The sequence below is a fragment of the Shewanella sp. SW32 genome (genome assembly GCF_025653365.1).
GTDB lineage: Bacteria > Pseudomonadota > Gammaproteobacteria > Enterobacterales > Shewanellaceae > Shewanella > Shewanella oncorhynchi.
This window is the reverse complement of record NZ_JAKKSJ010000055.1, coordinates 1-26,282: the sequence shown is the minus strand read 5'-3', so window position 1 is coordinate 26,282 and position 26,282 is coordinate 1. Positions and strand designations below refer to the sequence as shown.

Annotated in this window: 25 protein-coding genes, 3 tRNA genes and 2 pseudogenes; 19 read left to right on the top strand and 11 right to left on the bottom strand. The window is 43.7% G+C overall.

Annotation, left to right across the window (positions count from 1 at the left end):
* The 3 genes and pseudogenes from L5M28_RS22010 to L5M28_RS22000 all read left to right on the top strand — a co-directional run.
* On the top strand, positions 1–231 hold a 231-nt coding region (locus L5M28_RS22010), incomplete at its 5' end, for a transposase (RefSeq protein WP_263197872.1).
* A 36-nt stretch (positions 232–267) separates the two neighbouring features.
* Positions 268–747: a Cu(I)-responsive transcriptional regulator gene (gene cueR / locus L5M28_RS22005; RefSeq protein WP_219252643.1), complete on the top strand. Its 480-nt coding sequence runs from the start codon at positions 268–270 to the stop codon at positions 745–747.
* Positions 748–1,030: 283 nt separating this feature from the next.
* Positions 1,031–1,186, top strand: a pseudogene (locus L5M28_RS22000) (IS630 family transposase); the annotation flags it as partial.
* Here the strand turns inward: L5M28_RS22000 and L5M28_RS21995 are convergent.
* From L5M28_RS21995 to L5M28_RS21985, 3 genes and pseudogenes are all read right to left on the bottom strand, one after another.
* Positions 1,182–1,540 (bottom strand): annotated as a pseudogene (locus L5M28_RS21995) (transposase); the annotation flags it as partial. The pseudogenes L5M28_RS22000 and L5M28_RS21995 sit on opposite strands and share 5 nt — an antisense overlap.
* 1,071 nt (positions 1,541–2,611) lie before the next feature.
* On the bottom strand, positions 2,612–3,907 hold the full coding sequence (locus tag L5M28_RS21990) for a tyrosine-type recombinase/integrase (protein WP_263204414.1): 1,296 nt from the start codon (positions 3,905–3,907) through the stop codon (positions 2,612–2,614).
* Positions 3,908–3,968: 61 nt separating this feature from the next.
* A complete protein-coding gene (locus L5M28_RS21985) occupies positions 3,969–4,187 on the bottom strand; it encodes a hypothetical protein (RefSeq protein ID WP_105252484.1) in 219 nt (72 codons plus the stop codon).
* 180 nt (positions 4,188–4,367) lie between these two features.
* Here L5M28_RS21985 and L5M28_RS21980 point away from each other — a divergent pair, with 180 nt between their 5' ends.
* Positions 4,368–5,939 carry a DUF3369 domain-containing protein gene (locus L5M28_RS21980; protein ID WP_263204413.1) on the top strand — a complete coding sequence of 524 codons (1,572 nt, stop codon included), beginning with the start codon at positions 4,368–4,370 and terminating at the stop codon, positions 5,937–5,939.
* A gap of 77 nt (positions 5,940–6,016) precedes the next feature.
* Here L5M28_RS21980 and L5M28_RS21975 read toward each other — a convergent pair whose 3' ends face one another.
* Positions 6,017–6,502 carry a hypothetical protein gene (locus L5M28_RS21975; protein WP_411569192.1) on the bottom strand — a complete coding sequence of 162 codons (486 nt, stop codon included), beginning with the start codon at positions 6,500–6,502 and terminating at the stop codon, positions 6,017–6,019.
* 224 nt (positions 6,503–6,726) lie between these two features.
* Here L5M28_RS21975 and ccoN point away from each other — a divergent pair, with 224 nt between their 5' ends.
* The 11 genes from ccoN (at position 6,727) to ttcA (ending at position 16,957) form a co-directional block, all read left to right on the top strand.
* The gene (gene ccoN, locus L5M28_RS21970) at positions 6,727–8,163 is read left to right on the top strand and encodes a cytochrome-c oxidase, cbb3-type subunit I (protein ID WP_028759964.1); all 1,437 of its coding nucleotides are present in this window, start codon (positions 6,727–6,729) and stop codon (positions 8,161–8,163) included.
* 13 nt (positions 8,164–8,176) lie between these two features.
* Positions 8,177–8,803 (top strand): cytochrome-c oxidase, cbb3-type subunit II, encoded by a 627-nt coding sequence (ccoO, locus tag L5M28_RS21965; RefSeq protein ID WP_028759965.1) that lies wholly within the window; start codon positions 8,177–8,179, stop codon positions 8,801–8,803.
* Positions 8,804–8,814: 11 nt separating this feature from the next.
* On the top strand, positions 8,815–8,991 hold the full coding sequence (locus L5M28_RS21960) for a CcoQ/FixQ family Cbb3-type cytochrome c oxidase assembly chaperone (protein WP_028759966.1): 177 nt from the start codon (positions 8,815–8,817) through the stop codon (positions 8,989–8,991).
* Positions 8,991–9,959 (top strand): cytochrome-c oxidase, cbb3-type subunit III, encoded by a 969-nt coding sequence (gene ccoP, locus L5M28_RS21955; RefSeq protein WP_028759967.1) that lies wholly within the window; start codon positions 8,991–8,993, stop codon positions 9,957–9,959. Before L5M28_RS21960 ends, ccoP begins: the two co-directional genes overlap by 1 nt.
* Before the next feature lie 110 nt (positions 9,960–10,069).
* A complete protein-coding gene (locus tag L5M28_RS21950; RefSeq protein WP_105252481.1) occupies positions 10,070–10,549 on the top strand; it encodes a FixH family protein in 480 nt (159 codons plus the stop codon).
* A gap of 22 nt (positions 10,550–10,571) precedes the next feature.
* Positions 10,572–12,971 carry a heavy metal translocating P-type ATPase gene (locus L5M28_RS21945; RefSeq protein WP_263204412.1) on the top strand — a complete coding sequence of 800 codons (2,400 nt, stop codon included), beginning with the start codon at positions 10,572–10,574 and terminating at the stop codon, positions 12,969–12,971.
* Positions 12,972–13,009: 38 nt separating this feature from the next.
* Complete coding sequence (gene ccoS, locus L5M28_RS21940) at positions 13,010–13,258, top strand: cbb3-type cytochrome oxidase assembly protein CcoS (RefSeq protein ID WP_131524187.1); 249 nt, start codon at positions 13,010–13,012, stop codon at positions 13,256–13,258.
* On the top strand, positions 13,255–13,947 hold the full coding sequence (locus L5M28_RS21935; protein ID WP_219250730.1) for a sulfite exporter TauE/SafE family protein: 693 nt from the start codon (positions 13,255–13,257) through the stop codon (positions 13,945–13,947). Before ccoS ends, L5M28_RS21935 begins: the two co-directional genes overlap by 4 nt.
* Positions 13,948–14,002: 55 nt before the next feature.
* Entirely contained in the window at positions 14,003–14,755 is a 753-nt protein-coding gene (etrA, locus tag L5M28_RS21930; protein ID WP_006081599.1) for an electron transport transcriptional regulator EtrA, read from the top strand.
* A gap of 222 nt (positions 14,756–14,977) precedes the next feature.
* Positions 14,978–15,910: a universal stress protein UspE gene (gene uspE / locus L5M28_RS21925; RefSeq protein ID WP_105252478.1), complete on the top strand. Its 933-nt coding sequence runs from the start codon at positions 14,978–14,980 to the stop codon at positions 15,908–15,910.
* A 78-nt stretch (positions 15,911–15,988) separates the two neighbouring features.
* Positions 15,989–16,957 (top strand): tRNA 2-thiocytidine(32) synthetase TtcA, encoded by a 969-nt coding sequence (gene ttcA, locus L5M28_RS21920; protein WP_263198383.1) that lies wholly within the window; start codon positions 15,989–15,991, stop codon positions 16,955–16,957.
* A gap of 199 nt (positions 16,958–17,156) precedes the next feature.
* Here ttcA and L5M28_RS21915 read toward each other — a convergent pair whose 3' ends face one another.
* Together L5M28_RS21915 and L5M28_RS21910 are read right to left on the bottom strand one after the other, a co-directional pair.
* Positions 17,157–17,780 carry a DUF2987 domain-containing protein gene (locus L5M28_RS21915; RefSeq protein ID WP_263204411.1) on the bottom strand — a complete coding sequence of 208 codons (624 nt, stop codon included), beginning with the start codon at positions 17,778–17,780 and terminating at the stop codon, positions 17,157–17,159.
* The gene (locus L5M28_RS21910) at positions 17,773–18,585 is read right to left on the bottom strand and encodes a glucosaminidase domain-containing protein (protein WP_263204410.1); all 813 of its coding nucleotides are present in this window, start codon (positions 18,583–18,585) and stop codon (positions 17,773–17,775) included. Before L5M28_RS21910 ends, L5M28_RS21915 begins: the two co-directional genes overlap by 8 nt.
* A 310-nt stretch (positions 18,586–18,895) precedes the next feature.
* Here L5M28_RS21910 and L5M28_RS21905 point away from each other — a divergent pair, with 310 nt between their 5' ends.
* Entirely contained in the window at positions 18,896–19,816 is a 921-nt protein-coding gene (locus L5M28_RS21905; protein WP_263204409.1) for a YvcK family protein, read from the top strand.
* 113 nt (positions 19,817–19,929) lie between these two features.
* On the opposite strand, the gene L5M28_RS21900 is transcribed toward L5M28_RS21905, so the two are convergent.
* The 5 genes from L5M28_RS21900 to L5M28_RS21880 form a co-directional block, all read right to left on the bottom strand.
* Positions 19,930–21,123: an amino acid aminotransferase gene (locus tag L5M28_RS21900; protein WP_105252476.1), complete on the bottom strand. Its 1,194-nt coding sequence runs from the start codon at positions 21,121–21,123 to the stop codon at positions 19,930–19,932.
* Between the two features lie 392 nt (positions 21,124–21,515).
* Positions 21,516–21,602: transfer RNA gene (locus L5M28_RS21895), tRNA-Leu, on the bottom strand.
* Positions 21,603–21,651: 49 nt separating this feature from the next.
* Positions 21,652–21,725 (bottom strand) — tRNA-Cys (locus L5M28_RS21890).
* A gap of 24 nt (positions 21,726–21,749) precedes the next feature.
* Positions 21,750–21,825, bottom strand: a tRNA-Gly gene (locus tag L5M28_RS21885).
* A 363-nt stretch (positions 21,826–22,188) separates the two neighbouring features.
* Entirely contained in the window at positions 22,189–23,622 is a 1,434-nt protein-coding gene (locus L5M28_RS21880; protein WP_028759978.1) for a glyceraldehyde-3-phosphate dehydrogenase, read from the bottom strand.
* Between the two features lie 203 nt (positions 23,623–23,825).
* Between L5M28_RS21880 and L5M28_RS21875 the strand changes: the two genes are divergently transcribed.
* The 3 genes from L5M28_RS21875 to L5M28_RS21865 all read left to right on the top strand — a co-directional run.
* Positions 23,826–24,725, top strand: coding sequence for a DUF2989 domain-containing protein (locus L5M28_RS21875; RefSeq protein ID WP_212601541.1), 900 nt, complete (start codon positions 23,826–23,828; stop codon positions 24,723–24,725).
* Positions 24,726–24,926: 201 nt separating this feature from the next.
* Positions 24,927–25,937: a type I glyceraldehyde-3-phosphate dehydrogenase gene (gap, locus tag L5M28_RS21870; protein WP_263204408.1), complete on the top strand. Its 1,011-nt coding sequence runs from the start codon at positions 24,927–24,929 to the stop codon at positions 25,935–25,937.
* 165 nt (positions 25,938–26,102) lie between these two features.
* Positions 26,103–26,282, top strand: a 180-nt coding sequence (locus tag L5M28_RS21865; RefSeq protein ID WP_263204407.1) for a transposase, incomplete at its 3' end; no start/stop codon positions are given.

The window sequence follows — 26,282 nt, the reverse complement described above, 5'->3', positions numbered from 1 at the left end:
AAGGCAATGTTGTTGTGGGATAGAGCGATGCTGTCGAGACGTTTCATCATAGAAACCATCAACGACCAGTTAAAAAATATCTCTCAAATAGAACACTCTAGACACCGCAGCGTGCATGGTTTTATGCTAAATATGATTGCCGGACTCATCGCCTATCAATTGAAAGACAATAAGCCACAACTGAACCTCACTAACGCAGAGTTTAATGCTATTACAGTTATGGCTTGTTAAACCGATCTCAGGTTAATTTACTAGAAGGAGAGAATGATGAATATTGGTCAAGCAGCCAAGTTGTCCGGCATCTCGGCGAAGATGATTCGCTACTACGAACAGATTGGCTTGATACCCAAAGCGAATCGTTCTGATGCTGGCTACCGAAATTACAGCTCGGCAGACGCGCAAAGCTTTCGCTTCATCCGTCGCGCACGCGACCTTGGCTTTTCTGTCGAACAAATCTCGGAGCTCCTGCTCTTGTGGTGCAATCGAGATCGCGCGAGCGCCGACGTTAAGGCGTTGGCGCTCTCCCATGCCGACGGACTGAAGGCGAAGATCGTTGAACTACAAGCTATGGTGCAAACGCTCGAGCAGCTAGCCGAAAATTGCCATGGCGATGGCCGCCCGGATTGCCCGATCCTTGCGGATTTGGCTGAGCCAACCGCCGCGAAAGAACGTTCGCAAGTTCCACATAGAACACCTCGATTTGGGAGTGACACACCCGCCTCGTCACGCCATCGTCCGCCACGGTGACTAACTCGTGAGCTTCTTCGATGGCGGCGTTTTCCAAGTTAGTTGCCACTATTGACTTACGCATCGAAGAAGCCCAAAAAGCACAATCATCAAGTTCTGTACAAGAACCAATACTAATCAAAATCAGCTCCAGAGGATGACCTATATGATGAATGTTCAATAAAATTACGCTAAGCACGATACTCATTTTTTGTTTTTCAGCCCAGGTATAAAGCCACCGCCAGCAATATAATTTGCATTAATTATGTGGCCTAATTGATATTCGCTTTTTAATCATAAAAATATGAATAATCCGAACATCGCAGCCTTAGTAAATCGGAGAAAAGTGCACGCAAACGTAGGCACTATTTAGTGCTTACTCCATTTCAGCGAAGGTCATTCTCGTACCGCTCTCGCAAGTATGCTGGTCAGTAGAATCAGTGTGAATCGATGGATATCAGTGTTATGGGAAGCAGGTTAGATTGCTGTTTGATGAAACTAAATTTTACTTCATTTCTCTCGCAAAGAAGGCGCTGGCCTCGGTGTGCCCCTTGGGTATTTTTATAATTTCTTTATCCATGCGTAATAATTTGTTTTATCTACGAAATTACTTCAACTCATTACGTTCAGACTATTCTAAGGTAAGGCCTTGCTGCAAGGCTTCGTGTTTTTCCTTCCAGTTGTAAAGCAGACTAGTGCTAACTCCAAGAGGCTTTGTCGCATCGGCAACACTATAACCTTGCTCCAGCACCATCAAGACGGTTTCATCCTTAAATGCCTGCGGATAACTCTTATGTGATTTGTTCTGACTCATATGGACCTCTTAATTTATTGACCATACTGTCTCAAAGTTAAGTGTCCGATGGGATTAGACCAGAACACGCTATCAGGGGCAGTGTTATGGATATCAATCCCATTTAAAAGTCATTCGTATTAATAACTAACCGTAACTGTTCAACATTAAGCTACTCAGAAGTTATGAAGGTTAAGCCGCTTAAGCAGGCGTTATCCATAGAAATTTTAATTCTAAATTCACTAATTCGAGCTAAAAGTCTAACTTGAAAATGTCCAGAAATAAGCTGGGTGGGGTCGAGTTGAGATTGTCCGATTAAGTCTAGCTATTTAATCAACGCTGTCAGTTCATATATGAGGTAGTACACATAATGATTTTTGTCCAAAAGAAGGTTAGGGCGCTTCACTCGATATCTATAAAAACTCCTGAAAATGCCATATTTATGTCCATGGCGGCTCAAAATCGGCAACATCTTAGTATTTTATTGTGACTTTTGGGACAAGCATAAGCGCGTTGCTAGGTGTTTCTGGCTAGTTTGCGAGTCCAATATACCAAAGCATTCACGTAGCGACGATTAAATTGTTTAAGATACAGTCAGGTGAAATTGGTGATGTGTTCGAGCGACTCCGATGTTGATAAATCACGTCATCAACATTACAACAAATTAACCGGTAAGATTAAGCCGTGGAAATATAGCTACGAACCAATTTCAATTAAGCTTGGTAAACCTATGAATTATTGTAAGTAATAATTCTAATGGAGCGACATGATTTGATTGGGACATTGTTTCATAAAATTCATTTCTAACACGTCATCTATACTTCAAAAGAGTTCGCATAGCTGCGTGTGAGGTGCACTTTGTCAAAAAGCAGCAAACACAAAATTTAATGCGCTCTGGATGAACAGCTTTGCACCATAATAGAGCAAAGCTGTTGGCGGAGTGAATTATAGCCTTGATATATAATAACAAAATTCAGACTCACGAAATGACACAAAACTCATTTGGAATGACAAGCCACAAAAAAGAGCTGCAATGGGAACCGCATAGAGAATATTTAACATAATATACATTGTGCGCATCTTTGTATCTAATCACTCTATGCCTTTCAAATGGTCGATTGGTTTGTTGAATGCACTTTCATGACGTTCAATTTGGCTTGTGTGCAAATATTGCGATGTAGTGTCGATACTTTCGTGGCCAGCATCGGCTTGTACATGGGATAACGGTCTGCGGTTGATGTTGATATCGTGCGTAATGCCAGTGTGACGAATATTGTGGGCAGTAAGTTTGCGCATCTGCGCCGCATCTTGTGTAAAGCCATCGATTTCTATACGTTCTGCAGCCAGATTAATTATTTTTTGAATTTCGTCGCGAACATGACGAATGCCTAGATTGGCATTGAGGATACCAACATCTCGGCCGCGTCCAGCAGCTTTGTGCCGTACAAACAAAGGATGATTTTCGTTTGGTCCTGGATAATCCGTTAATCCTAAAAACTGACGATATTTGACTAACGCATTGAGCAAGGCTTTTGAAATCGCAACACTGCGTCTTTTACCACCTTTACTCAACGGAATATGAAAACTCCAGATGCCCGTTTGCTGATTACGTTTAAACTGGTTCATCACCGGCGAATAACCCGCACGTGCAGACACATCTGAAATGCGTAAATAACAGCAATAAATCAATGTAATGAGGAATAAACTTCTTTGATGTAACTCAGGAAATTCTTCTGCTAGCCCAGTAACGGTCGCCATAATATATGACCACTGTAATTCAGTGAATGCGAGACTATTTTCATCTTCATGAGTTTGACACTGATATTGCCTGTTTGCTGCAAATCGACTGTGATTAAGCCAGATTTGAGCAGGATTCCGCTCACAATATTCTTCACTTGTCAGATACGAATAAAACGAAGACAAAATGGCCATTTTTGTTTTTAACGCATTATCGCTTAACACATAAGGCTGGATTTGCCCGAGTTGTTTTTTGCCGACAAATGGTCGCCATTGCGAGTTTGGAACCCGTTCATCATGCAGTTTATCGTACTTAAACTGTGGCACATTAAAATAACCGATCAGTGCTATCGGCGGTGCTTGGCAATAATCAACGTAACGGCTCATGTCTTTGCGCGTAACTTGAATGGGAGACATTGAAACTACATCAAAACACCAATGCAGAAACGTAGTGAGTTCACTGCGATAAGCTTTATAGTTGTTTTCGTTATGCTTTTGCTCAAATAGCCAATCACTGGCATGCTCGATGACTAAGCCCGCATCAACCACCTTTTTCATGCTAATTTGGGTGATATATTGGTTAACAATACTATTGCCAACTTGTATGAATTCAAATGAGTCAAATAACGGGATTACTGGAGGAAGTTGCATATTACATCTGAATTATAAGAGTTTCTTGTATGATAATACTTAAACGCAAATGCCGATAATGTTATTTATCGGCATCAAGATATGTCAGATTTTTAGCGCAACTTGAAAATGAACATTGCTGACAAGTAATACGCTTTTTGCAACAGATCAAGCATAGCTGCCACACTTGCTGTTTCGATTGGCTATCTAAGCACGTGAAGTCAGATGCGCAGATGTGTCCATCATGTATCAGCTGTGCCAATTTATGCGCTGAAATTGATAAGTTAATTCGATTAGTCATGCCCTTTCCCTCCCTATCATTATTTGATAGTAATAGAATACACAGATGAGAATCGTTATCAACAACGTAATTTAAGGATTGCCACTCATCTCGCTATTTTATGCAAGATTTTGCACCGCTTTGAAATGTGTCTACTACACTGATTATGTGATCATTATTTTTACTTGAATGAGGTATCGGATGCTGATTGATCTTGCAAAGAAAAACCCTCTTTTTTCCGGTAAAAAGTCTACCGAGACAACAGAGTCTGGTATTCCTTGGAAGGTATTAGTGGTCGATGATGAACCTGATGTTCATACCGTCACTAAGCTTGCCCTCTCCCGCTTTAAACTTGATGGCCGTGCCCTCACCTTTATCAATGCTTATAGTGCCGAACAAGCAAAAGAATTACTCAATCAAGAACATGACATCGCCATTGCCTTTATTGATGTTGTCATGGAAAGTGACCATGCAGGGTTAGAACTAGTAAAGTGGATCCGTGAAGAATTACTGAATAAAACCACTCGATTGATCTTACGTACAGGCCAGCCAGGGCAAGCACCTGAAGAAGACGTTATCGTCAATTACGATATTAATGATTACAAAGCAAAAGCTGAACTCGATTCCCGTAAGCTGATGACCAGCGTCTACTCAGCCCTTCGCTCTTATCGCGATATAATGGAAATCGAGCAAGCAAGGCGCACGCAAATAAATCACCGTAAGGGCTTAGAAAGAGTACTAGAAGCCACCTCAGGATTATTTGAACTACGCACCCTGCATAAATTCGCCGATGGGCTACTGACACAAGTGGCCACTCTACTTAATCTCGACTCAGAAACGCTACTGCTGACTTGTAATGCGATTGATGCGATTAGTGGTCATGTTGAACCTGTCAATATAGAAATCCTTGCAGGTACTGGCCAATTTGCTAATAAATCCCACATTACGCAACTACCTGAACATATTGATCGTCTACTGCGCAGTGCGCTCACCCAACAGCGGTGCCTTTATGAAGACAATTGCTTTATCGGTTACTTTCCCACCAAAGGCGGTTTAATCAATCTACTTTATATGGATGGTATTGATAGAATTGATGATCTTGATAAGAAACTCATTGATATTTTTGCCATCAACGTGGGCATAGCCTTTGAAAATTTGCTGCTCAATCAAGAGGTGGAAGATACACAATCAGAGCTTATTTTACGTTTAGGTGATGTTGTTGAAAGCCGCTCGAAAGAAGCTGCCAATCATGTGAAACGTATGGCGGAGTATTGTTCTCAATTAGCATTACTCGCCGGTTTAAGTGAATACGAAGCCGATTTACTGCGCCGTGCCTCACCAATGCATGACATTGGTAAAATTGCGATCCCCGATGCTGTCCTACTTAAACCCGGCAAATTAGATGACGAAGAATGGAAAGTTATGCGTCAGCACCCTATGATTGGCCATCAAATTCTTGCAAATTCTGAGAGACCAATACTAAAGGCCGCATCAATTATTGCACTGCAACATCATGAAAAATATGATGGTTCTGGTTATCCTGCAAATCTAAAACAAGACGAAATTCACATTTTCTCGCGGATTGTGGCAATCGCAGATGTGTTTGATGCCCTTTCCCATGCCCGCTGTTATAAAACAGCTTGGCCTTTAGAAGAGGTTTTAGCTGAAATGCGTAAAAGGGCGGCAACACACTTTGATCCTCACTTATTACAGCTCTTTATTGAAAATGTAGACATTTTTGTCAAAGTAAAAGAAAACTGGAAGGATCACTAATCTGTAATATGCCCAGTTGATGGTCTTGATGTTTAGAAAGCCATATCAAGCACTTTCAAAGATATATCAAGGCAGTTTTAACCATTGTCATCTGCGAGAAAATCAAAAACAGCCGTTTGAGTTTCACCATTAACGCTAAAACTAACAAAGCCACGCCAAACCATGTAGCCACTACTACAAGAACCGTAGACTAACTGACCGATATAAGTCATTTTGTCAGTTTGCTTCACATTTACAGGAATAACACCCATAAACATGTCTCTTCCTTCTAAGCGGATTTGCACATTAGAAATTGGCATGGAAGATAACAACTGTAATGTCAATGGCTTTTCGCTTGGAGCACTCCCTGGTGACAAGCGAAAAGTGAGCTCAACATCCTCAACTTTTTTAACACAATCCCCCTTAGAAAATTGGCAAAGTGAAGGATCAAGACTGCTTTTAAGTGTGACTTGCTTTGCATCTTCCTTACAAGCTGTGAGATTGAAGCTAAATAATGCGATAAATAAATAGGGACTCAGACGAGTTAGCACAAAGATTAACCTTATGATGCAATATGTTAACATTCTATGGCGTAGGTTGATCTAGATCAACTTTCCACACCCCTTCTTTGGTATCTTTTTTGATATGGCTCAAGTATCATTGCGAAACCTCATATTTGAGCAAAAATATGCAGGGTAACGCATTGACATCACTCAGCAACCTTAATAGGGAGACTGAGTTTTATGTCATTTATAACAGGTAAAGCTTGTCTTTACTAAAAGTAAAAGTAATAAGCAGTGGAAGCATTATGATGAACCATTCCCAGCCAACAGGCGCTGATTACAATTACGCCATTGTCCGCCAATTTGCCTTAACCACAGTTTTGTGGGGTATTGTTGGTATGTCAGTCGGCGTATTAATTGCGGCTCAGTTAATCTGGCCTCAGCTGAACTTTGACACTCCTTGGTTAACGTATAGTCGCTTGCGACCATTACACACCAATGCGGTGATCTTCGCGTTCGGTACATCAGCCCTTTTTGCAACATCCTATTATGTCGTACAACGCACCTGTCAAACCCGACTATTTGCACCTAAGTTAGCCGCATTTACGTTTTGGGGATGGCAAGCCATCATTCTGTCAGCAGCTATCTCTTTACCAATGGGTTTCACCCAAGGAAAAGAATACGCTGAACTAGAATGGCCTATCGATATCGCAATTACTATCGTTTGGGTGTCCTACGCTATCGTGTTCTTCGGTACTATTATCAAACGAACAACTTCGCATATTTATGTGGCGAACTGGTTCTTTGGTGCCTTTATTATTACCGTTGCCGTACTACACATAGTTAACTCTATGGCAGTACCAGTCAGTCTGTTCAAGTCATACTCTCTGTATAGCGGCGCTGTCGATGCTATGGTGCAGTGGTGGTATGGTCACAACGCTGTAGGTTTCTTATTAACCGCAGGCTTCTTGGGGATGATGTATTACTTCGTACCTAAGCAAGCAGGTCGTCCTGTGTACTCTTACCGTCTTTCTATTGTCCACTTTTGGGCACTGATCGCACTGTATATCTGGGCTGGTCCTCACCACTTACATTACACAGCGTTACCTGACTGGACTCAGTCTTTAGGTATGGTGATGTCACTGATCCTATTCGCACCTTCTTGGGGCGGTATGATTAACGGTATCATGACCTTGTCTGGTGCTTGGCATAAACTGCGTACTGACCCTGTGTTACGTTTCTTAGTTGTTTCTCTGTCTTTCTACGGTATGTCTACCTTCGAAGGCCCTATGATGGCAATTAAGACAGTTAACGCACTATCACACTATACAGACTGGACTATCGGTCACGTTCACTCCGGCGCGCTAGGCTGGGTTGCAATGGTGTCAATCGGTTCTCTGTATCACTTGATCCCTGTACTGTTCGGTCACGGCCGTATGTACAGTATCAAGTTAATTAACGTCCATTTCTGGTTAGCGACTATTGGTACTGTGCTTTACATCGTCTCAATGTGGATTTCAGGTGTAATGCAAGGTCTGATGTGGCGCGCAGTGAATGCTGACGGTACTTTGACTTATAGCTTTGTTGAAAGTCTGGAAGCTTCTTATCCTTTCTACTTTGTACGTTTCCTTGGCGGTTGTTTCTTCCTGACCGGTATGCTGATCATGGCATATAACGTGATCCGTACTGTGAAAGCCTCTAAAGATTCATTGCCAGCATTGGCTGAACCAACAGCGGCTTAAAGGAGCAAACTCGATGAAATTTAATCATGAGATAGTTGAAAAAAACATCGGTTTGTTAGCGATTTTTACTGTTATCGCTATCAGCTTCGGTAGTCTCGTTGAAATCACACCGTTGATTTTTCAAAAAGATACGACTGAGCCAGTTGAAGGTTTAAAGCCATACACTGCCCTGCAAATTGAAGGTCGTGACATCTATGTTCGTGAAGGTTGTTATAACTGTCACAGCCAGATGATCCGTCCTTTACGTGCAGAAACTGAACGTTATGGTCACTACTCTGTCGCGGGCGAATCAGTTTGGGATCATCCATTCCAATGGGGTTCTAAGCGTACGGGTCCTGATCTTGCACGTGTTGGCGGTCGTTATAGCGATAAATGGCATGAAGTTCACTTAATCGATCCTCGTGCTGTAGTTCCTCAATCGAATATGCCAGGGTTCCCATGGTTAGCCGAAAACAAGTTAGACGGCAAACTAACGGGTGACAAGATGACTATCCTACGTAACCTGCATAAAGGCGGTTACAAAGGTAATGATCTTTATACCGATGAAGAAATCGCAGGCGCACAGCAGGCTGTTGCAGGTAAGACAGAAATGGACGCCTTGATTGCATATCTTCAGTCTTTGGGTCACGCACTCAAATAAGGAGGCAATATATGGATTACGGCACATTACAAGGCATTTTAACCATCATTGTGATGCTGACCTTCGTCGGTATATTTGCTTGGGCATATAGCTCGCGTCGTCAAAAATCATTTGATGAAGCAGCTAACCTTGTGTTTTCCGATGAGGAAGTCAACAAGGTATCGAAGGACTCAGGAGAGAATAAGTGATGAGTAGCTTCTGGAGTGTTTGGATTACTGTACTCTCGTTAGTCGTGATCGCGGGTTGTTTTCTATTACTGCGTGTGTGTTCTAAGAACACCACTGACGTAAAAGAAGGCGAATCCATGGGTCACAGTTTCGACGGTATTGAAGAACTCAATAACCCACTGCCAAAATGGTGGAGTTATATGTTCTATATCACTATCGTGTTTGGCTTGATCTATTTGGCACTATTTCCTGGTTTAGGTAACTACAAAGGCTTATTAGGCTGGACGAGTTCTAACCAGAGTATCGGTACAGAGCATGGCATTAAAGCCGATTCTGCCGCAGCGATTGAGCTAGCAGCAAAAGAAGGTCTTTATGTTCAGTATGATCAAGAAGTAAAACACGCTGATGAAAAATATGGCCCAATCTTCGCGGCTTACTTGGCAACACCACTAGAAGAATTAGTGAAAAACCAAGAAGCGTTGAAAGTGGGTGGCCGTTTGTTCCTGCAAAACTGCGCTCAGTGCCATGGTTCTGATGCACGTGGTAGCAAAGGCTTCCCTAATCTTACCGATGGTGACTGGTTATATGGTGGTGAATTAGCCACGATTAAGACCACTATCATGGCAGGTCGTCATGGCATGATGCCACCCAAAGGTGGTTTGCCAATCGAAGATAGCGAGATTGCTGGTTTAGCTGAATACGTTGTTAAATTGTCTGGTCGTGAGCATGACGAGAAACTCGCTGCACAAGGTCAAGGCTCATTCATGAAAGGTTGTTTTGCGTGTCATGGTATGGACGCTAAAGGCAACAAGTTTATGGGTGCTCCTAACTTAACTGACGATGTTTGGTTATATGGCGGTAGCCGTGGCATGATCGAAGAGACCATTAAACATGGTCGCGCAGGTGTGATGCCAGCGTGGAAAGACGTTCTAGGTGAAGAGAAAGTTCACGTCATTACAGCTTATGTTTATAGCTTGTCAAACAAGTAATTAGGTATAAGTAACACTAAGGCCTCGAAGACTTCGAGGCCTTTTTTTTAAAGTGCTAAAACCGTCTTTTAACGGTAAAATGGCGCAAATTTTTTGAATGGGTATCTGACATGAGCGAACAACAAGCCTGGTATAAGCAGTTCTGGCCTTGGTTTTTAATTATTCTTCCTTTATGTGCCGTCGTCGCAAGTTTTACCACGCTAAAAATTGCCCTTACGAACTCGGACTCTTTAGTCGCCGAGGATTACTACAAAGATGGCAAAGCCATTAATATGGACTTAAGTAAAGTGAAGTATGCCAAACAAATAGGCATGAATTTTTCACTCGATCAAGCCAATAATGAGATTTTACTGACGCAGCAAGGGGGACCTGCATATCAAGCCGCCTTGAAAGTCGAGTTCTATCATCCAACCATTGCCGACAGAGATATGAAACTCACTGCGACGGCCGATGCCAGCAATGTGTATCGCATTAGCATCCCTACTACCCTAACTGGCCCTTGGGAAGTACGCCTCGAAAGTTACGACGGTAAATGGCGAATTCACCAACGCGTTGAATTAAAAGATCACGTCCAACTTTGGCTGAATTGATTGTGGTTAAATAAGTAGCGCTATGACGTATCCAAGTTGTTTTCACTGCCAAGAGCCCGTTCTGACGGGCCAGCAGTTTGTAACTCGCATTAATGACCGTGATGAACTTATGTGTTGCCCTGGCTGTCAGGCGGTTTCTCAAGCGATTGTCGATGCGGGATTACTCAGTTATTACAAGTTCCGCACTGAGCCTGGCAATAAACAGAATGCCCTGGTCCCCGAAGCATTAACGCAATTTAGCGCCTATGACTTGCCCGAAGTGCAGCAAGACTTTGTGCATTCTGAGGACAATGTTGAATCAGTATCACTCTCCATCGATGGTATCACCTGTGCCGCCTGTGCTTGGTTAATTGAACACAAAGTCAAACAACTTGCGGGCGTGAGCCAAGTGCTAGTCAACTCAACCACCCAACGCGCCATGATCAGTTGGGATAAACGCAAGGTAAAACTTAGCGATATTCTCGGACAAATTAGTCGTATCGGCTATCAAGCCGCGCCCTACCAAGTTGACGAACAAGAGCTCAACAATAAACTCAATAGTCGCAAATTTTTACTACGTTTAGGCTTAGCTGGCTTTGCGACTATGCAAGTCATGATGTTCGCCCTCGCCCTTTATACTGGCTACTTCACCGATTTAGACGTGCAGTATCGGGACTATTTCCGCTGGGTTAGCATGATTTTTGCAACGCCTGTGGTGCTTTATTCGGCGCAACCCTTCTATTTTAGCGCCATTCGTACCCTGCTCAGCGGCAAACTCAATATGGATGTGTCTGTTTCGATTGCCATTGGTGGTGCCTATACCGCAAGCTGTTTTGCCACAGTGAATGGCACAGGCGAAGTGTATTTTGAATCCGTATCCATGTTTACTTTCTTTTTGTTACTTGGGCGTTACTTCGAGCAAAAGGCAAGACAAAAGGCCTCGGTCAGCTCCAGTAATTTACATAAATTGGTGCCGCTCACTGCACACTTAGTCACCGAAAATGGTCAAGAAGAAATTCCGGCCAAAAAGTTACGCCTCAATGATGTGATCCTTGTAAAACCAGGGGAAATGGTTGCGGCCGATGGTGTGGTGATTGAAGGCCACACAAACATCAATGAAGCTATGCTCACTGGTGAGCAAATGCCCATTGAAAAGCAGCAAGATCAGCAAGTGTACGCTGGCACTATCAACGTCGATCAACCGATAAAAGTTAAAGTTACCGCGTTAGGGCAAGACCAACTCGTGGCGGAAATTATTCGACTGCAGGAGCTGGCATCCAATACAAAACCTGCGATAGCCCTATTAGCCGATAAATTATCCCGCTATTTCTCGGGTACGATTCTAACAATCGCGACGATCACCTATTTGGTTTGGCAACAGATTTCCCCAGAGGATGCCTTTTGGGTAACGCTATCGGTTCTGGTCGCCACTTGTCCTTGTGCCTTAGCGCTAGCGACACCGACCGCCGTCACCTGTGCAACCGCCATTTTTACGCGTCTTGGCATCATTACTCGCAAGGCCGGTGTCTTTGAAAAACTGCCGCAGATTAAACATGTGGTCTTTGATAAAACTGGCACCCTTACCTGTGGTACGCTCTCTATCGGGCAAACGCAGTGCATGGCCGATTTAACAAAGACGCAGGCCTTAGCCATTGCAGCGGCGCTGGAAACGGGCTCTCGCCATCCGATTGCGGCTGCATTTGCCCTATTTGCCGATAATACCTTGGTCGCAGAGCAAGTTCACCATGAAGTCGGCTTTGGTGTTCGAGGCCGTATCGAGGGGACTGACTATTTAATTGGTAATGCTGTATTTACTGGCGCACGTGTCGATACTCAAGACCCAACCCAAAAGATTTGGTTAGCACGCTCAGCCAATGAGCAGCTTGAAGTGCTTGCAAGTTTTGAGATCCAAGACAATATTCGTCAAGACAGTAAGGCCACGATTGAGATATTAAAGCAACAAGGTTGCCGCATTAGTATCGCCAGCGGCGATAGCTCCGGACATGTGCATCAATTGGCCAAAGAGCTGGGAATTGAATATGTGCACAGCGGATTAACCCCCGCGGGTAAACTTGCCCTAGTAACGAAATTACAACAGCATACTCGCGTGGCGATGTTTGGCGATGGCATCAATGATGCGCCAGTACTTGCGGGGGCTGATTTGTCGGTCGCCATGGGCAGTGGCAGTGCGATTGCCAAAAACAGTGCCGATTTGATTTTACTGGGCGATCATCTATCCCGTTTCACCCAAGCTGTCGCGGTCGCTAAACTGACCACGCAAATTATTAAACAAAATTTAGCGTGGGCGCTGGGTTACAACGCCCTTATCTTGCCTTTAGCTGTCACTGGTCATGTGGCACCTTATATTGCCGCGATTGGCATGTCGGCGAGTTCTTTGATTGTGGTCGGTAATAGCCTGAGATTATTACGGGTAAAAGTGTGATCATAATAAAACGTTTAACCAGATAGTAAGAGGTCATTATGGAAATTATTTATGTGCTTATCCCCATTGCCATGATCTTCGTCGCCATTGCGGTAATGGTATTTTTCTGGGCAGTGAAATCTGAGCAATTTGACGATCTTGACCGTCAAAGTGTTTCTATATTGTTTGATGAAAATACTGATAAACCTGGCCATCTGCCCACCTCTGCCATTCAGTCAACAGCAGAACATGATGACATCGCAGCGCAGCAAGCGATAAAAAATCAGCAAAAAGGCATGCCTTTGTGATTGAGTACAATGTCACCGGTGCCTTTCTCGTCGGCTTGATGGGAGCGGCACATTGTTTTGGTATGTGTGGCGGTTTAGTGGGCGCGTTTTCCGCCCAAATCCCTCATCCTAAAATAGGTAACCAGCTGGCCCATCAGCTTAAATATTTACTGAGTTACAATTTAGGCCGTATTTTAAGTTACACCTTAGCGGGCGGCTTAGTGGGCGCATCGTCGGCAGGTCTTGGTCACTTATTTGAGCTGGATATTTATCTGATTGTCCTGCGCATGATTGCCGGACTGATGATGATCGCAACAGGACTTTACATCGCTAAAATTTGGGTTGGAATAGTGCAAATTGAGCGTGTAGGTCAATGGCTATGGCAATATTTAAAACCGCTAGCGCAGCGTCTTGTTCCAATCAAGAATCCGAGCCAAGCAGTCATGGCGGGATTCATTTGGGGCTGGCTCCCCTGCGGCCTCGTCTATAGCACCTTAACTTGGTCGGTTGCATCTGGCTCTGCCAGCCAAGGCGCCTTGATTATGTTAGCCTTTGGCTTGGGTACTTTACCCGCCCTATTAAGCGCTGGCATGGCGGCAAAACGCCTTGCTGCATGGGTACAAAAGAAAACCGTTAGACTATTGAGCGGCTTACTGTTAATTGCCTTTGGTGGTCAAACTTTATATATCGCACTCGCGCAGCTAAACTAGCCCAAGTGAGTGAATTGGTTTAACATGGTTGCAGTGGATAAACTTGAGAATCAACATGACAATTGAACAAAATAAGAATCGTCGTCCTGCCGCTAGCGGATGCACAATCCATTGTCACGATTGCAGTATGGGTACCCTTTGTATTCCTTTTACCCTCAATGCAAGTGAGCTAGATCAGCTCGATGATATTATTGAGCGTAAAAAGCCAATTCAGAAAGGCGAGCAAATTTTTAAGTCAGGAGATGCGTTGAAATCCCTGTTTGCGATCCGCTCTGGCACCATCAAAAGTTACACTATTACCGAGCAAGGTGATGAGCAGATAACTGGCTTCCATCTTGCGGGTGATGTGATTGGTTTTGATGGTATTCACGCTCAGTTACATCAGAGTTTTGCACAGGCCCTCGAAACCTCTATGGTTTGTGAAATCCCCTTTAATATCCTCGATGAACTTTCGGGCACTATGCCTAAGTTACGTCAGCAGATCATGCGTCTAATGAGTAATGAGATCATGAGCGATCAAGAAATGATCCTGCTACTCAGTAAGAAAAATGCCGAAGAACGTCTGGCTGCATTTATCAGCAATTTAGCAAATCGTTTCGGCAGTCGTGGTTTCTCACCTAAAGAATTCCGTTTAACCATGACCCGCGGTGACATTGGCAATTATCTCGGTTTAACCGTTGAAACCATCAGCCGCTTACTTGGACGCTTCCAAAAGTCAGGCTTGATTGAGGTTAAGGGTAAGTACATCACTATCCTCGACTCGCAAGAGCTAAATCTGTTAGCGGGTAATTCTCGCATCGCGAGATAGTCAATCGCAAGAGCATTAACCGTGAGAGGTCAAGCCTAAATAATTGTCGCCAATAGCATAACAGTTTAATGGTAAAAACTGTGCTTACTAGACATGTCATGCAGATTAAGGCATGATTTTTAAGCGAGTTTTAATCAATTTCAAATGAGTTTGATCTAGAACAATACAGCTCACTGCCAAAGGCTCATGATGATATTGAGCCTATGACTAAAGGAACCTCCCATGAAGGATTATCAAAAAATACTGGTTGTGGTTGACCCTACCACTGAGAATCAAGTTGCCCTTGCACGAGCGGTCGCCTTGGCCAGTAAATGCAACGCTCAAGTCACTGTGTTTCTTTCTATCTTCGACTTCTCTTACGAAATGACTTCGATTTTGTCGAATCAAGAACGCGAAGCCATGCGTCAAGGTGTCATAGATCAACGGCTCGCTTGGATCCAAGACTTACTCGCCGCTTATACTCATCTGCAACTCAATATCGATACTCAAGTCATTTGGCATAATCGCCCCTTTGAAAGCATTATTAATCATGCTATTTCAGGGCAATACGATTTGATTGTTAAAGGCACCCATGCCCACGACAAACTCAAGGCGGTGATCTTCACTCCAACTGATTGGCATTTAATGCGTAAAGCCCCTGTGCCAGTGTTGATGGTGAAAGCCCATGACTGGCCAGCCGCGGGCAAAATCCTCTGTGCTGTGAATGTGGCAACCGAAGATACCGATCATCAAATGCTTAACGGTAAAATTATTGAACATGCAAAAGATTTGGCGAAAAAGTTCTCTGCTGAAGTACATTTAGTCAATGGTTATCCCGGCACGCCAGTTAACCTAGCCATTGAGCTTCCTGACTTTGATGCCCAGTCATACAACGAAACCATTCGCATGCAGCATGAGCAGCGCGTGAGTTATCTTGCGGGCGCTTATGATATTAATCCAAGTCATTGCCATGTAAAAGAAGGTTTACCAGAGGATGTGATCCCTGAGCTGGCTGAAAAACTTGATGCTGAATTGGTGATCCTAGGGACTGTCGGTCGTACCGGATTTTCAGCAGCATTGATAGGCAATACCGCTGAACATGTTATCGATAGCATCAACTGCGATTTATTGGCTATAAAGCCCGACGGTTATAAATCACCGTTAGAAGAAGCCTAAGCAATACGCGGCTCTTTACCCCGCCAAAGATAGCTGGAATAATACGCGCCCTGAAACTGTGTTACTGGGCGCTTTTTTATGCTTGAAGCTATATCTGAAGTTACGGCAAATCCTATGCCGGAAGAATTATCAAAAAAACAAACTACCCGTCTGAATAAATTACAGAAGCGGCTTCGTCGTGAAGTGGGCAGCGCGATTGCCGATTACAATATGATTGAAGATGGCGATAAGATCATGTGCTGCCTCAGTGGCGGTAAAGACAGCTACGCCATGCTCGATATTTTAATGAATCTGCAGCAACGCGCGCCCATTCAGTTTGAAATCATTGCGGTTAATTTAGATCAGAAGCAACCAGGCTTCCCTGAGCATGTATTGCCTGCCTATCTCGATAAGCTCAATGTGCCTTATCACATCCTCGAGAAAGATACCTACTCGATAGTGAAAGACAAAATTCCGGAAGGTAAAACCACCTGCTCCCTATGCTCTCGCCTGCGCCGCGGAACGCTTTATGGCTTTGCTCAGCGTATCGGCGCCACTAAAATCGCCCTAGGCCATCACAGGGATGACATTATCGAGACCTTGTTCTTAAATATGTTCTTTGGCGGTAAGATGAAAGCAATGCCGCCAAAGCTGCTGTCGGATGATGGCGCCAATATCGTCATACGTCCCCTAGCCTATTGTCGCGAGAAAGATCTCGAAGAATATGCCAGCTTAAAAGAATTTCCAATCATTCCATGCAACTTGTGTGGCTCACAGGAAAACTTAAAGCGCGCCGCAGTCAAAGACATGCTGAATCAGTGGGATAGACAGTATCCTGGTCGTATTGAAACAATATTCACCGCCATGCAAAACACCGCACCATCACAGGGTGTTGACCGTGAACAGTTCGACTTTGTGTCTCTAACACGTGACCCAGATGCGCCTATGCGTGGTGATGTTGCTGAAGCCAATCTACCTGCATTCGATTTTCTTGATATCGCCAATAGTGGTCGTATCGATTTGGATGCAGCAAAACGCATTGATATTGTTAACACTTACGAAGTCTAACTTAGACTGAATTTAGCGCCTATTCAGTAAGAGAAGTTAACGCAACGAAAGTATGCAAGATAAATTAGCTAAACAAAAATGCCCACATTAAGTGGGCATTTTTATGGCAACAAAATAAGTTAAGACTGCCTACACTATCTTTGAGCCCGTGCTTCTGAATCGATTTTTTCAAGATGCCAATTCAACGAGGCAAAGAGGATCACTTCACCCAAGGACTCAACACTAATGGCTGGGCACTGAAGCTTAGCGTAGTGATGTTTTCAAGCTCATTCGCGGCTAATTTATAACTGCCCTTAACGGCTTGTTCACGGCCATTAAGGCGTACATAGACTTCTTGTTCAGGTGAGAATTCAAAGTTTAAGCCAGTAATGGATTCCCTAAAATAACGCATCGGGAAGCCTTGCATAGCACCGAGCAGCGTGTCCATCTCAGTCATGATTTGTTGTAAGCGCGTTTTATCGTACTCGGCTAATGTCTGTTTTGCTCTAACTTGCATTGCAATACCACATCCCTCAGCGCTGCCAGCGAAATGCAGATTAACCAAGGCTCGCTGATCTTTTAAATCATCATCTAAGGGAATGAATAACCGCTGAGCATCAGTATACGTCAGTGGCGTTGAGGTTTTTTCACTGGAAATAGAACCACTTTGGATCAAACAATTCTTTTGCATTGGAACACTAAAAGCCACTTCCACGAGTTGATAACCGCCTTTATTGACTTGTTTTAACCTATCATAAAAGCCTTTATATTCAAGGGATACAGTTTCTGCAGCGGCGCTAGTTGCCAAAAAAAACAGGCTACTAAACAACAGTTTTTTATACATCGACATTCACCAAATATTTTTCATTATGACGTAACATATCAAGCAGCTCATCAATATAAGCTTCTTGTCTTTCAGAATAATTCACTAAACCGTAAATCAATTGATCCGCTGTTGGCTCTAGCTCCTGTGAACGTAAATCTGCTCGAATAGAGCGAAATAACGCATAGGCAGTATTAGAATTTAAATTACGCATATAGGATGAAACCGATTCATCGACCGATGAAAACACTTTTACCTCATGACTTTTACCCGAACCACGTGAGGACGGCACTATGCCGCAGCCAGAAGTAAAACACCATTCACCAAAAAAGTTAAAACCTTCTCTGGCAAAACGTGAACTCCCCCAACCCGATTCATTCGCGGCTTGAATTAACACCATAGATTCCGGCACGATATCGACACGTTTAAGTAAGCTTGCTAATGACTTAGCATCTACGTTACGCGCCGGATATTGGTATTTATCAAATAACGCATTGATCTGCGCTAATTCAGTATCAGATAAACTCTTACCATTATCGACTAAGGCAAGCATCTCATTGATAAAGCCACGCTCCATCAAGATAATGGCATTCTGTTGCTGAACAATCGGCCGCAGGAAATCAAAAAAAGCTTTCTTCTTTTCGGTAATGTCGCTGATCGCTGAAAAGTCAGGGACTTGCGTAACAGGATCGACATCGCTAACGAATTGGGGCGCAATAGCGGATGAGTCACTCGAGTGAGGAATGATCCAAACTCGTAATGCAAAAATCGCCACTATGACCATGGCTAATGCCAATGTAAACGAACCGATTCTACCCGTTTTCAATCATTCACCTTAGGTGTAACGCCCTTATTGGGCAAATAAAGGCCGGATTATAAGCTATTTGTCAGATTTCACGAAATTTGCCCATCATCATGATCACGAACTCAGGTACAATATTACGCCTGAGGCACCATTATCGAGTCGAGCTTGCTATTACGCCGTCATTTATAGATGCAAGCATTTGACTGAGTATTTATACTAAGGTTCCTTAGCGTTATCACCATTACACAACGGCTCATGAGTCATCCCGCTTATAGCGACAATGGATGGCTATGACATTAAATTTTCGGGTATTCAGGAAGGAAAAACCCAGATGCAGCATTTGATGTTAAATCAATTTGAACGTGTCGTCGCCATCGGCGGAGGCCATGGTTTAGGCCGAGTATTATCCTCGCTCGATTTTTTAGGCAACCGCCTTACAGGGATTGTCGCCACCACTGATAATGGTGGTTCTACTGGTCGACTGAGAGCCGAGCAAGACTGCATTGCTTGGGGTGATTTACGTAACTGCTTATCCCATTTAGCTAATCGTCCTTCCGTTGGCTCGCAATTGTTCGAATACCGTTTCCAAGGTGCCACTGAACTCAGTGGCCATAATTTAGGTAATTTAATCTTACTGGCTCTTGATCAACTCTGCGTTCGTCCATTAGAAGCGGTTAATCTCATCCGTAACTTACTTAAGATAGAAACCCAACTTATTCCCATGTCAGAGCAGCCCACTCACTTAGTGGCCCTGCAAGCCTGTGGTAGTAAAGTCTTTGGGGAGATTAATGTCGACAGTATGAATGAGGCTCCTATTGCACTCAGCCTTGAACCACAGGTCGATGCCACCTTTGAAGCCTGTGAAGCTGTTCGTCAGGCAGACTTGGTCATCTTAGGCCCTGGAAGTTTTTTAACCAGTATCATGCCACCGCTGCTGTTACCTAAATTTGCCAAAAGTCTTGCAGCAACTAAAGCGCAGGTGATCTTTATCGATAACCTTGCCGAAGAGGCCTCACCCGCGGGTCGGTTTAGCATTGAGCAACGCATAGCTTGGTGTCACCAGGTGATTGGCAAGCCCATTATTCACAAAGTACTTCGCCACGCTGAACAAACGCGTTTAGGGCCACTGATTAACTATTTTCCGTTGAAGAATCGCCATAATCCCAATCTACATGATCAAGCTAATTTATTAGATGCATTAAGCGCCCTGCTGCGGATCAATGATCTCACTCAACAACCGCTTGCCTGCTAGCGCTTACCTGTTAATCATTCAATCGAAATAATAAAGGACAGCAAGTGCTGTCCTTTATATTGTAAAGCTAAAAGGAATGTCCCTTTAGTCTGTCTATAAGGCTGCTATAACCATTACAACACTTGTGCTATGGCTTTACAGATAACAGGCATATTCGTCTTAGTCATGCCTGCAACGCTAATGCGTCCAGAGCCGACAATATAAACACCAAACTCGTCTTTCAAACGTGCCACTTGGGCTTTGTTTAAACCTGAGAAACTGAACATGCCATTTTGGCGAGAAATAAAACTGAAGTCCTGAGTCACGCCCTCAGCCTTTAAGCTATCAACAAACAGAGTACGCATTTCGGCGATACGTTCACGCATCTCTTTGACTTCCTGCACCCACATGGCTTTCAGAGCTGCATCATTTAATATCGTGCTGACGATCAGTGCGCCGTGGGCTGGCGGATTAGAATAGTTGGCGCGTATGGTACGTTTCACTTGGCTAAAAGCACGTACGGCAGCATCAGCATCTTCAGCCACCACAGTCACGGCGCCAATACGCTCGTTGTATAGACCAAAGTTTTTAGAGAAAGAGTTAGCGACCAGTAACTCAGACACTTTAGACGCGACTAAACGCAGACCTGCCGCATCTTCTTCAATGCCAGCACCAAAACCTTGATAAGCAAAGTCAAACAGTGGCACGAGTTTCTTATCAGCACACAATTGAGCAACAAGTTCCCATTGCGCCAACGTTAAATCGATACCCGTTGGGTTATGGCAGCAACCGTGTAGCAGCACGACATCACCCGCATTGGCGTGAGACAAGTCAGTCATCATGGTATCGAAATCGATGTCATGGGCTTCTGCTTTGTAATAACCGTACTCTTTAACCGTTAAACCCGCCGTTTCAAAAATATTTTGATGGTTGGCCCACGTTGGATTGCTCACCCAAATCGTGTGCGAATCGGTATTACGCAGTAAAAACTCAGCAGCAATACGCAGTGCTCCTGTCCCACCAGGAGCTTGCGCTGTGGCAGCACGGCCAGAAGAAATTAATGCACTGCCTTCGCCGAACAACAAGGTTTGTACTACACGGTTATAAGCTTGAACGCCTTCAATGCCTAAGTAGTTTTTGGTCTTCTCTTGCTCAAGTAAAATGGCCTCGGCTTTTTTCACTGAAGCCAGAACGGGAGTCTGTCCTGCCTCATCCTTATAAATGCCAACACCAAGATTAACTTTATCCTGACGCGGATCAGCTTTAAAGGTATCGGTTAAACCAAGAATTGGATCAGCGGGTGCGAGTAATACTTGAGAGAAAATCATGACTACGTATCCTAATATGCGCGTGTAGGGGGAAATTTCGGCTTATTTATACCACTGTCTTTAAGGGGGGAATAGCGACTTAAGTCCCTTCTTAGGGAAATTATTACACTATTATTGATTCAACAATAAAAAGTACATTTTATTACGCAATTATCACCCAATAGTGACATTACTTGAATAAAGCGATTTACAACATCTAGATCACAAAATCACTCAGTTTTGTATTGTAGAAAAGAAACAGGTCAGAAGTCGCAATACTGAATGAGTAAAATAGTGGGCTTGGGCCTAACCAATCTATAGCTGTAGTGATACTAGATTAAGAATCATAAAATGTGGATGTAGAAGTTACAAAGCAAAAAAGCCCTGACATCAGTCAGGGCTTTTCTGTTTTTTGGTACCCGAGGCCAGACTTGAACTGGCACGCTGTTACCAGCGAGGGATTTTAAATCCCTTGTGTCTACCGATTCCACCACTCGGGCAAACTCTTTATATTAACAACTGGAATCGTGTCATTAATACTTTAATCTATGGAGGCGCGACCCGGAGTCGAACCGAGATCGACGGATTTGCAATCCGCAGCATAGCCATTCTGCCATCGCGCCCAAACTGCCAAATTTATTAAAATTTGGAGCGACATATCGGGTTCGAACCGATGACCTATACCTTGGCAAGGTATCGCTCTACCAACTGAGCTAATGTCGCCTATCATTGCGCTTAATCATTTGAACTCATGCTCGGCATGCTTTCCCCTGACTGCGGATTGGCATTCTACCGATTTAGACCTCAGAGTCAATCAACAATTTTTAAAAAATGATCTAAGCCGTATCGTTTGCCCAATAAACCGCCACACCTCAGTAAAGTTGATGTTTCATTCATCAATTTAGGCTTTGTACCGATACTGATGCCGATGCTACCGCTAATTAAACGCGGCAGATAAACAGGGGAGCATGGAGTCGAGTCCAATAAAATTGTAGAAGTATAGAAAAACAAAAGCGCCCTATTGGGCGCTTTATTCAAAGGTTAGGCAAAGTTATTAATCACTCAAGCAAAAACTACGTGGGCAATTTACGCAGGTAGTGATAGCGTCGTTAAACCTAACATCGTTTGCATTACGCCAACCACTTGGCAACTGTAACCAAATTCGTTGTCATACCATACATAAAGAATGGCACGCTTGCCTTCTGCAATAGTCGCTTGTGAATCAACCACACCCGCGTAGCGAGAACCCACTAAATCGCTCGATACAATCTCAGTAGAGTCTGTGTAGTCAATTTGATTTTGCAGTGGTGATTGTAGCGCCGTATCTTTCAGATACTCGTTAAGCTCATCTTTACTGGTTTCAGCATTCAGGTTCATACTGATGATCGCCATAGAGACGTTAGGCGTCGGCACACGAATCGCGTTACCTGTTAACTTACCGGCTAATGCAGGTAAAGCTTTAGCAACCGCTTTTGCTGCACCCGTTTCAGTGATCACCATGTTTAATGGTGCACTACGGCCACGACGGTCAGCGGTATGATAGTTATCAATCAAGTTTTGATCGTTGGTATAAGAATGAATCGTTTCAACGTGACCATTCTCGATACCATATTTATCATTCACAGCTTTCAGTACTGGCGTAATAGCATTGGTGGTACAACTCGCCGCAGAAACGATAATGTCTTCAGGGGTAATATCGCCTTCGTTCACACCGTAAACGATATTCTTAATCGCGCCTTTTGCAGGAGCCGTCAGTAATACTTTGCTGGCACCTGGGCTCTTAAGGTGTAAACCAAGACCCGCTTCATCTTTCCAAATACCTGTATTATCAACAATCAATGCATCATTGATGTCGTATTTAGTGTAATCCACTTCGTCGGGTGAATTAGCATAGATCACTTGGATATAAGTGCCATTGGCTATGATGGCGTTGTTCTCTTCGTCAACTTCAACAGAGCCATTGAAAGGACCATGGACTGAGTCACGACGCAGTAAACTCGCGCGTTTTTCTAAATCGCCTTTCTTACCGCCACGTAAAACGATAGCGCGTAACCTTAACTTATTGCTGCGACCTGTGCGTTCAATCAACAAGCGTGCCAATAAGCGACCGATACGGCCAAAACCATAAAGCACGACGTCACGCGGTGCGACATCATCGGCATGGTCGATAGCATCGGCCAATTCTTTTGCCATATAGCTTTCAATTTCGCTGACATCAGTATGGTCGCGCCAGTAATTGACAGCGAGTTTACCAATATCCACTTTACATTGTTTAACTGCGAGTTTGCTCAAAGCTTGAACGAAGGGGAAACTCTCGCGTAAACGTAATTTTTCACCGACATGACGACGAACTAAACGGTGCGCTTTAATGATTTCAATCGTAGAAGCATTGAGTAACGGCTTGCCATAGACCACGACTTCAACGCCTTGGTTACGGTACAACTTGCCTAACAAAGGCTGCATCGCCTCTGCCATTTCAAAACGTTCTTGCCAACTTTGTAGGTGTTTATCAGCGCTCATTTACAGATCCTTTATCTCACTTTTCAATAAAATGTACTGAAAGGTTTGAGTAACATGACGAAAAGACCAATAATCTAATGCGGGTTTTAGGGAAAACCCTGTTTTGGTCGGCGCCATTGTAATGAAAGTCGCGCTTTGTTGCCAGTAAGATATTTTCTGTAAATCTGTAATTTTATTAGAAAAATTATCGTTTGGAGAGTGTTTTGAGACAAAATCTAGTAATAATTACATCATTTACCTTAGGGATGAGCTTTTTCGGTCTTTTCGGTTGTGATAATGACCGAAATATCTCAGCAATTTGTAAAAATAATCCTGAAATTTGTGCCGATTTGCATAAGGACAGCTGGTGTTTGACTGAAAAGACCAAGCTTATCCAAAACCGCTACATGTTAAAAGACAACGAAAACCTCACAGGTAAGCAGCTCTACTCACAATTAACCTACCTTGAGGATTACAGCCGTTGCATTGAACTCGCCTCTGGCGTTCAGCATATCATCCACACCAATCGCACAGCAGATAGAGCCAGAGCCTTTAGACTAAGCACTCAAAATTTAAGTTTACTACAAGATCAAACCCGTGAACGGCAAGACCCTTTTATGTCCTATTACCAATGGACTCGCTTTGGCGATACCGCTGCGTTAAATAGATTATTAGAACAGGAAAACGCCGGCGAAGTGACTGACCCCTTTCTACTTGCCCAAGTCGCAACCTATTACAGCAATCGAAATGCCATCAAAGCGCAACAACTCTATCTTAAAGTCTTTGCGGAAATCCAATACGATGATTTCGACGTTAACTGGTTACTTGGGCTCGCATCTGCCTATCGCCAGCAACAGGTTTTAGATAAATCCTATATGCTGACGAAAGCAAATTTACTACTTACGCAGCAGAAGTATTCTGAAGAAAAAATGCTAGCCTTGCTCGGTGGCAATAAAACGCTGGCGACTGAACTCGATTTAAAAGCCCAAGCCCTAATTGATGTGTTAAAAAAGGGCACTTATTCTATGAGTCCAGTAAGACAATGGCTTGATCCTCAAGCGGTTGCCCAAGCGCCAACTGAAACCGAAGCTGTGCCGCCTGCGCCTGTCGAAAAAGTAAACTAAGCAACTGATGGCAAAATGTTTGCCATCTTGTAATTTTTTACCCAATTAACGCGTGAAAAATGGCGATTTCGCGACCGATGTAAAAAAAATACCTAATTTGTTAATCATGACAGCGGTAAAATGCCGATTTAACTTGACGATAGCTGTCAGTTTGGTAATTTTACTACCAGTTGAATTTTATAATCACCAGAGGGATATGAGATGACTATCCGTGTAGCAATAAATGGCTATGGCCGTATCGGTAGAAACGTATTACGCGCCTTGTACGAAAGCGAAAAAGCTTATCCAATCAAGATTGTCGCTATTAATGATTTAGGCGACGCTTCAATCAACGCTCACCTGACAAAATACGATTCTGTTCACGGTCGTTTTAATGCGAAAGTTGACCATGATGCAGAAGCCATTTATGTGAATGGCGATAAGATCCTCACTTTCCAAGAACGTGATCCTGCAAAACTGCCATGGGCTGAGTTGCAAGTTGACGTGGTTTTCGAATGTACTGGTATCTTCACTTCTAAAGAAACCGTTCAACCACATTTAACCGCTGGCGCGAAGAAAGTGATTATTTCTGCTCCAGGTAAAAATGTGGATGCCACAGTTGTTTACGGTGTGAACAACAACATGCTGACGTCAGACATGACAGTGATTTCAAATGCTTCTTGTACAACAAACTGTTTAGCCCCTTTTGCTAAGCCGTTAAATGACGAGATTGGTATCGAATCAGGCCTGATGACCACTATTCACGCTTATACCAACGATCAACGTTTATCTGACGTGTACCACACAGATTTACGTCGTGCCCGTGCAGCGGCACTGTCAATGATCCCAACTAAAACTGGCGCAGCTGCTGCTGTAGGTTTGGTTGTACCTGAATTACAAGGTAAATTCGACGGTTTAGCGGTTCGTGTACCTACAGTTAACGTATCACTCGTGGATTTGTCTTTCATCGCTGCCCGTGACACGACAGTTGAAGAAGTGAATGCCATTATTGAACGTGCTGCCAGCGTTGCGCCATTGAGCGAAGTGTTAGCGGTAAACAAAGAGCCATTGGTGTCTATCGACTTTAACCACAATGCGTTTTCTTCAAACTTTGACGCCACTCAAACCCGTGTGAACGGTCGTTTAGTGAAAGTGATGTCTTGGTATGATAACGAATGGGGATTCAGTAACCGTATGTTAGATAACGCGGTTGCACTGATGAACGCCAAGTAAGTAAGCGTAAAGTAATCTAGTCACTAGATTCTGCGTTACTCAATTAAGCCTCGTATTTGCCTGTCTCTTCTACACAAATCCCTCGGTTTGCCCCGGGGGATTTTTTTGAACCATTTTTAATTAACCTGATCTGATCCTGACCTTTTGTTTCAGATACCACATGCCATGTTTTTAAGTGAACCATCACTCTGGGCACAGAGCATTTTTCAGCGCGCAAAATTAGGGGATGTACGAAGGACCAAACGGCTTGTACAGTTGGCGGCTCAACTTGCAGCTCATACAGGACAATCTATCGTGCAATCTCTTTCATCCAGTGCAGACATTGAAGCCGCTTATCGCTTTGTC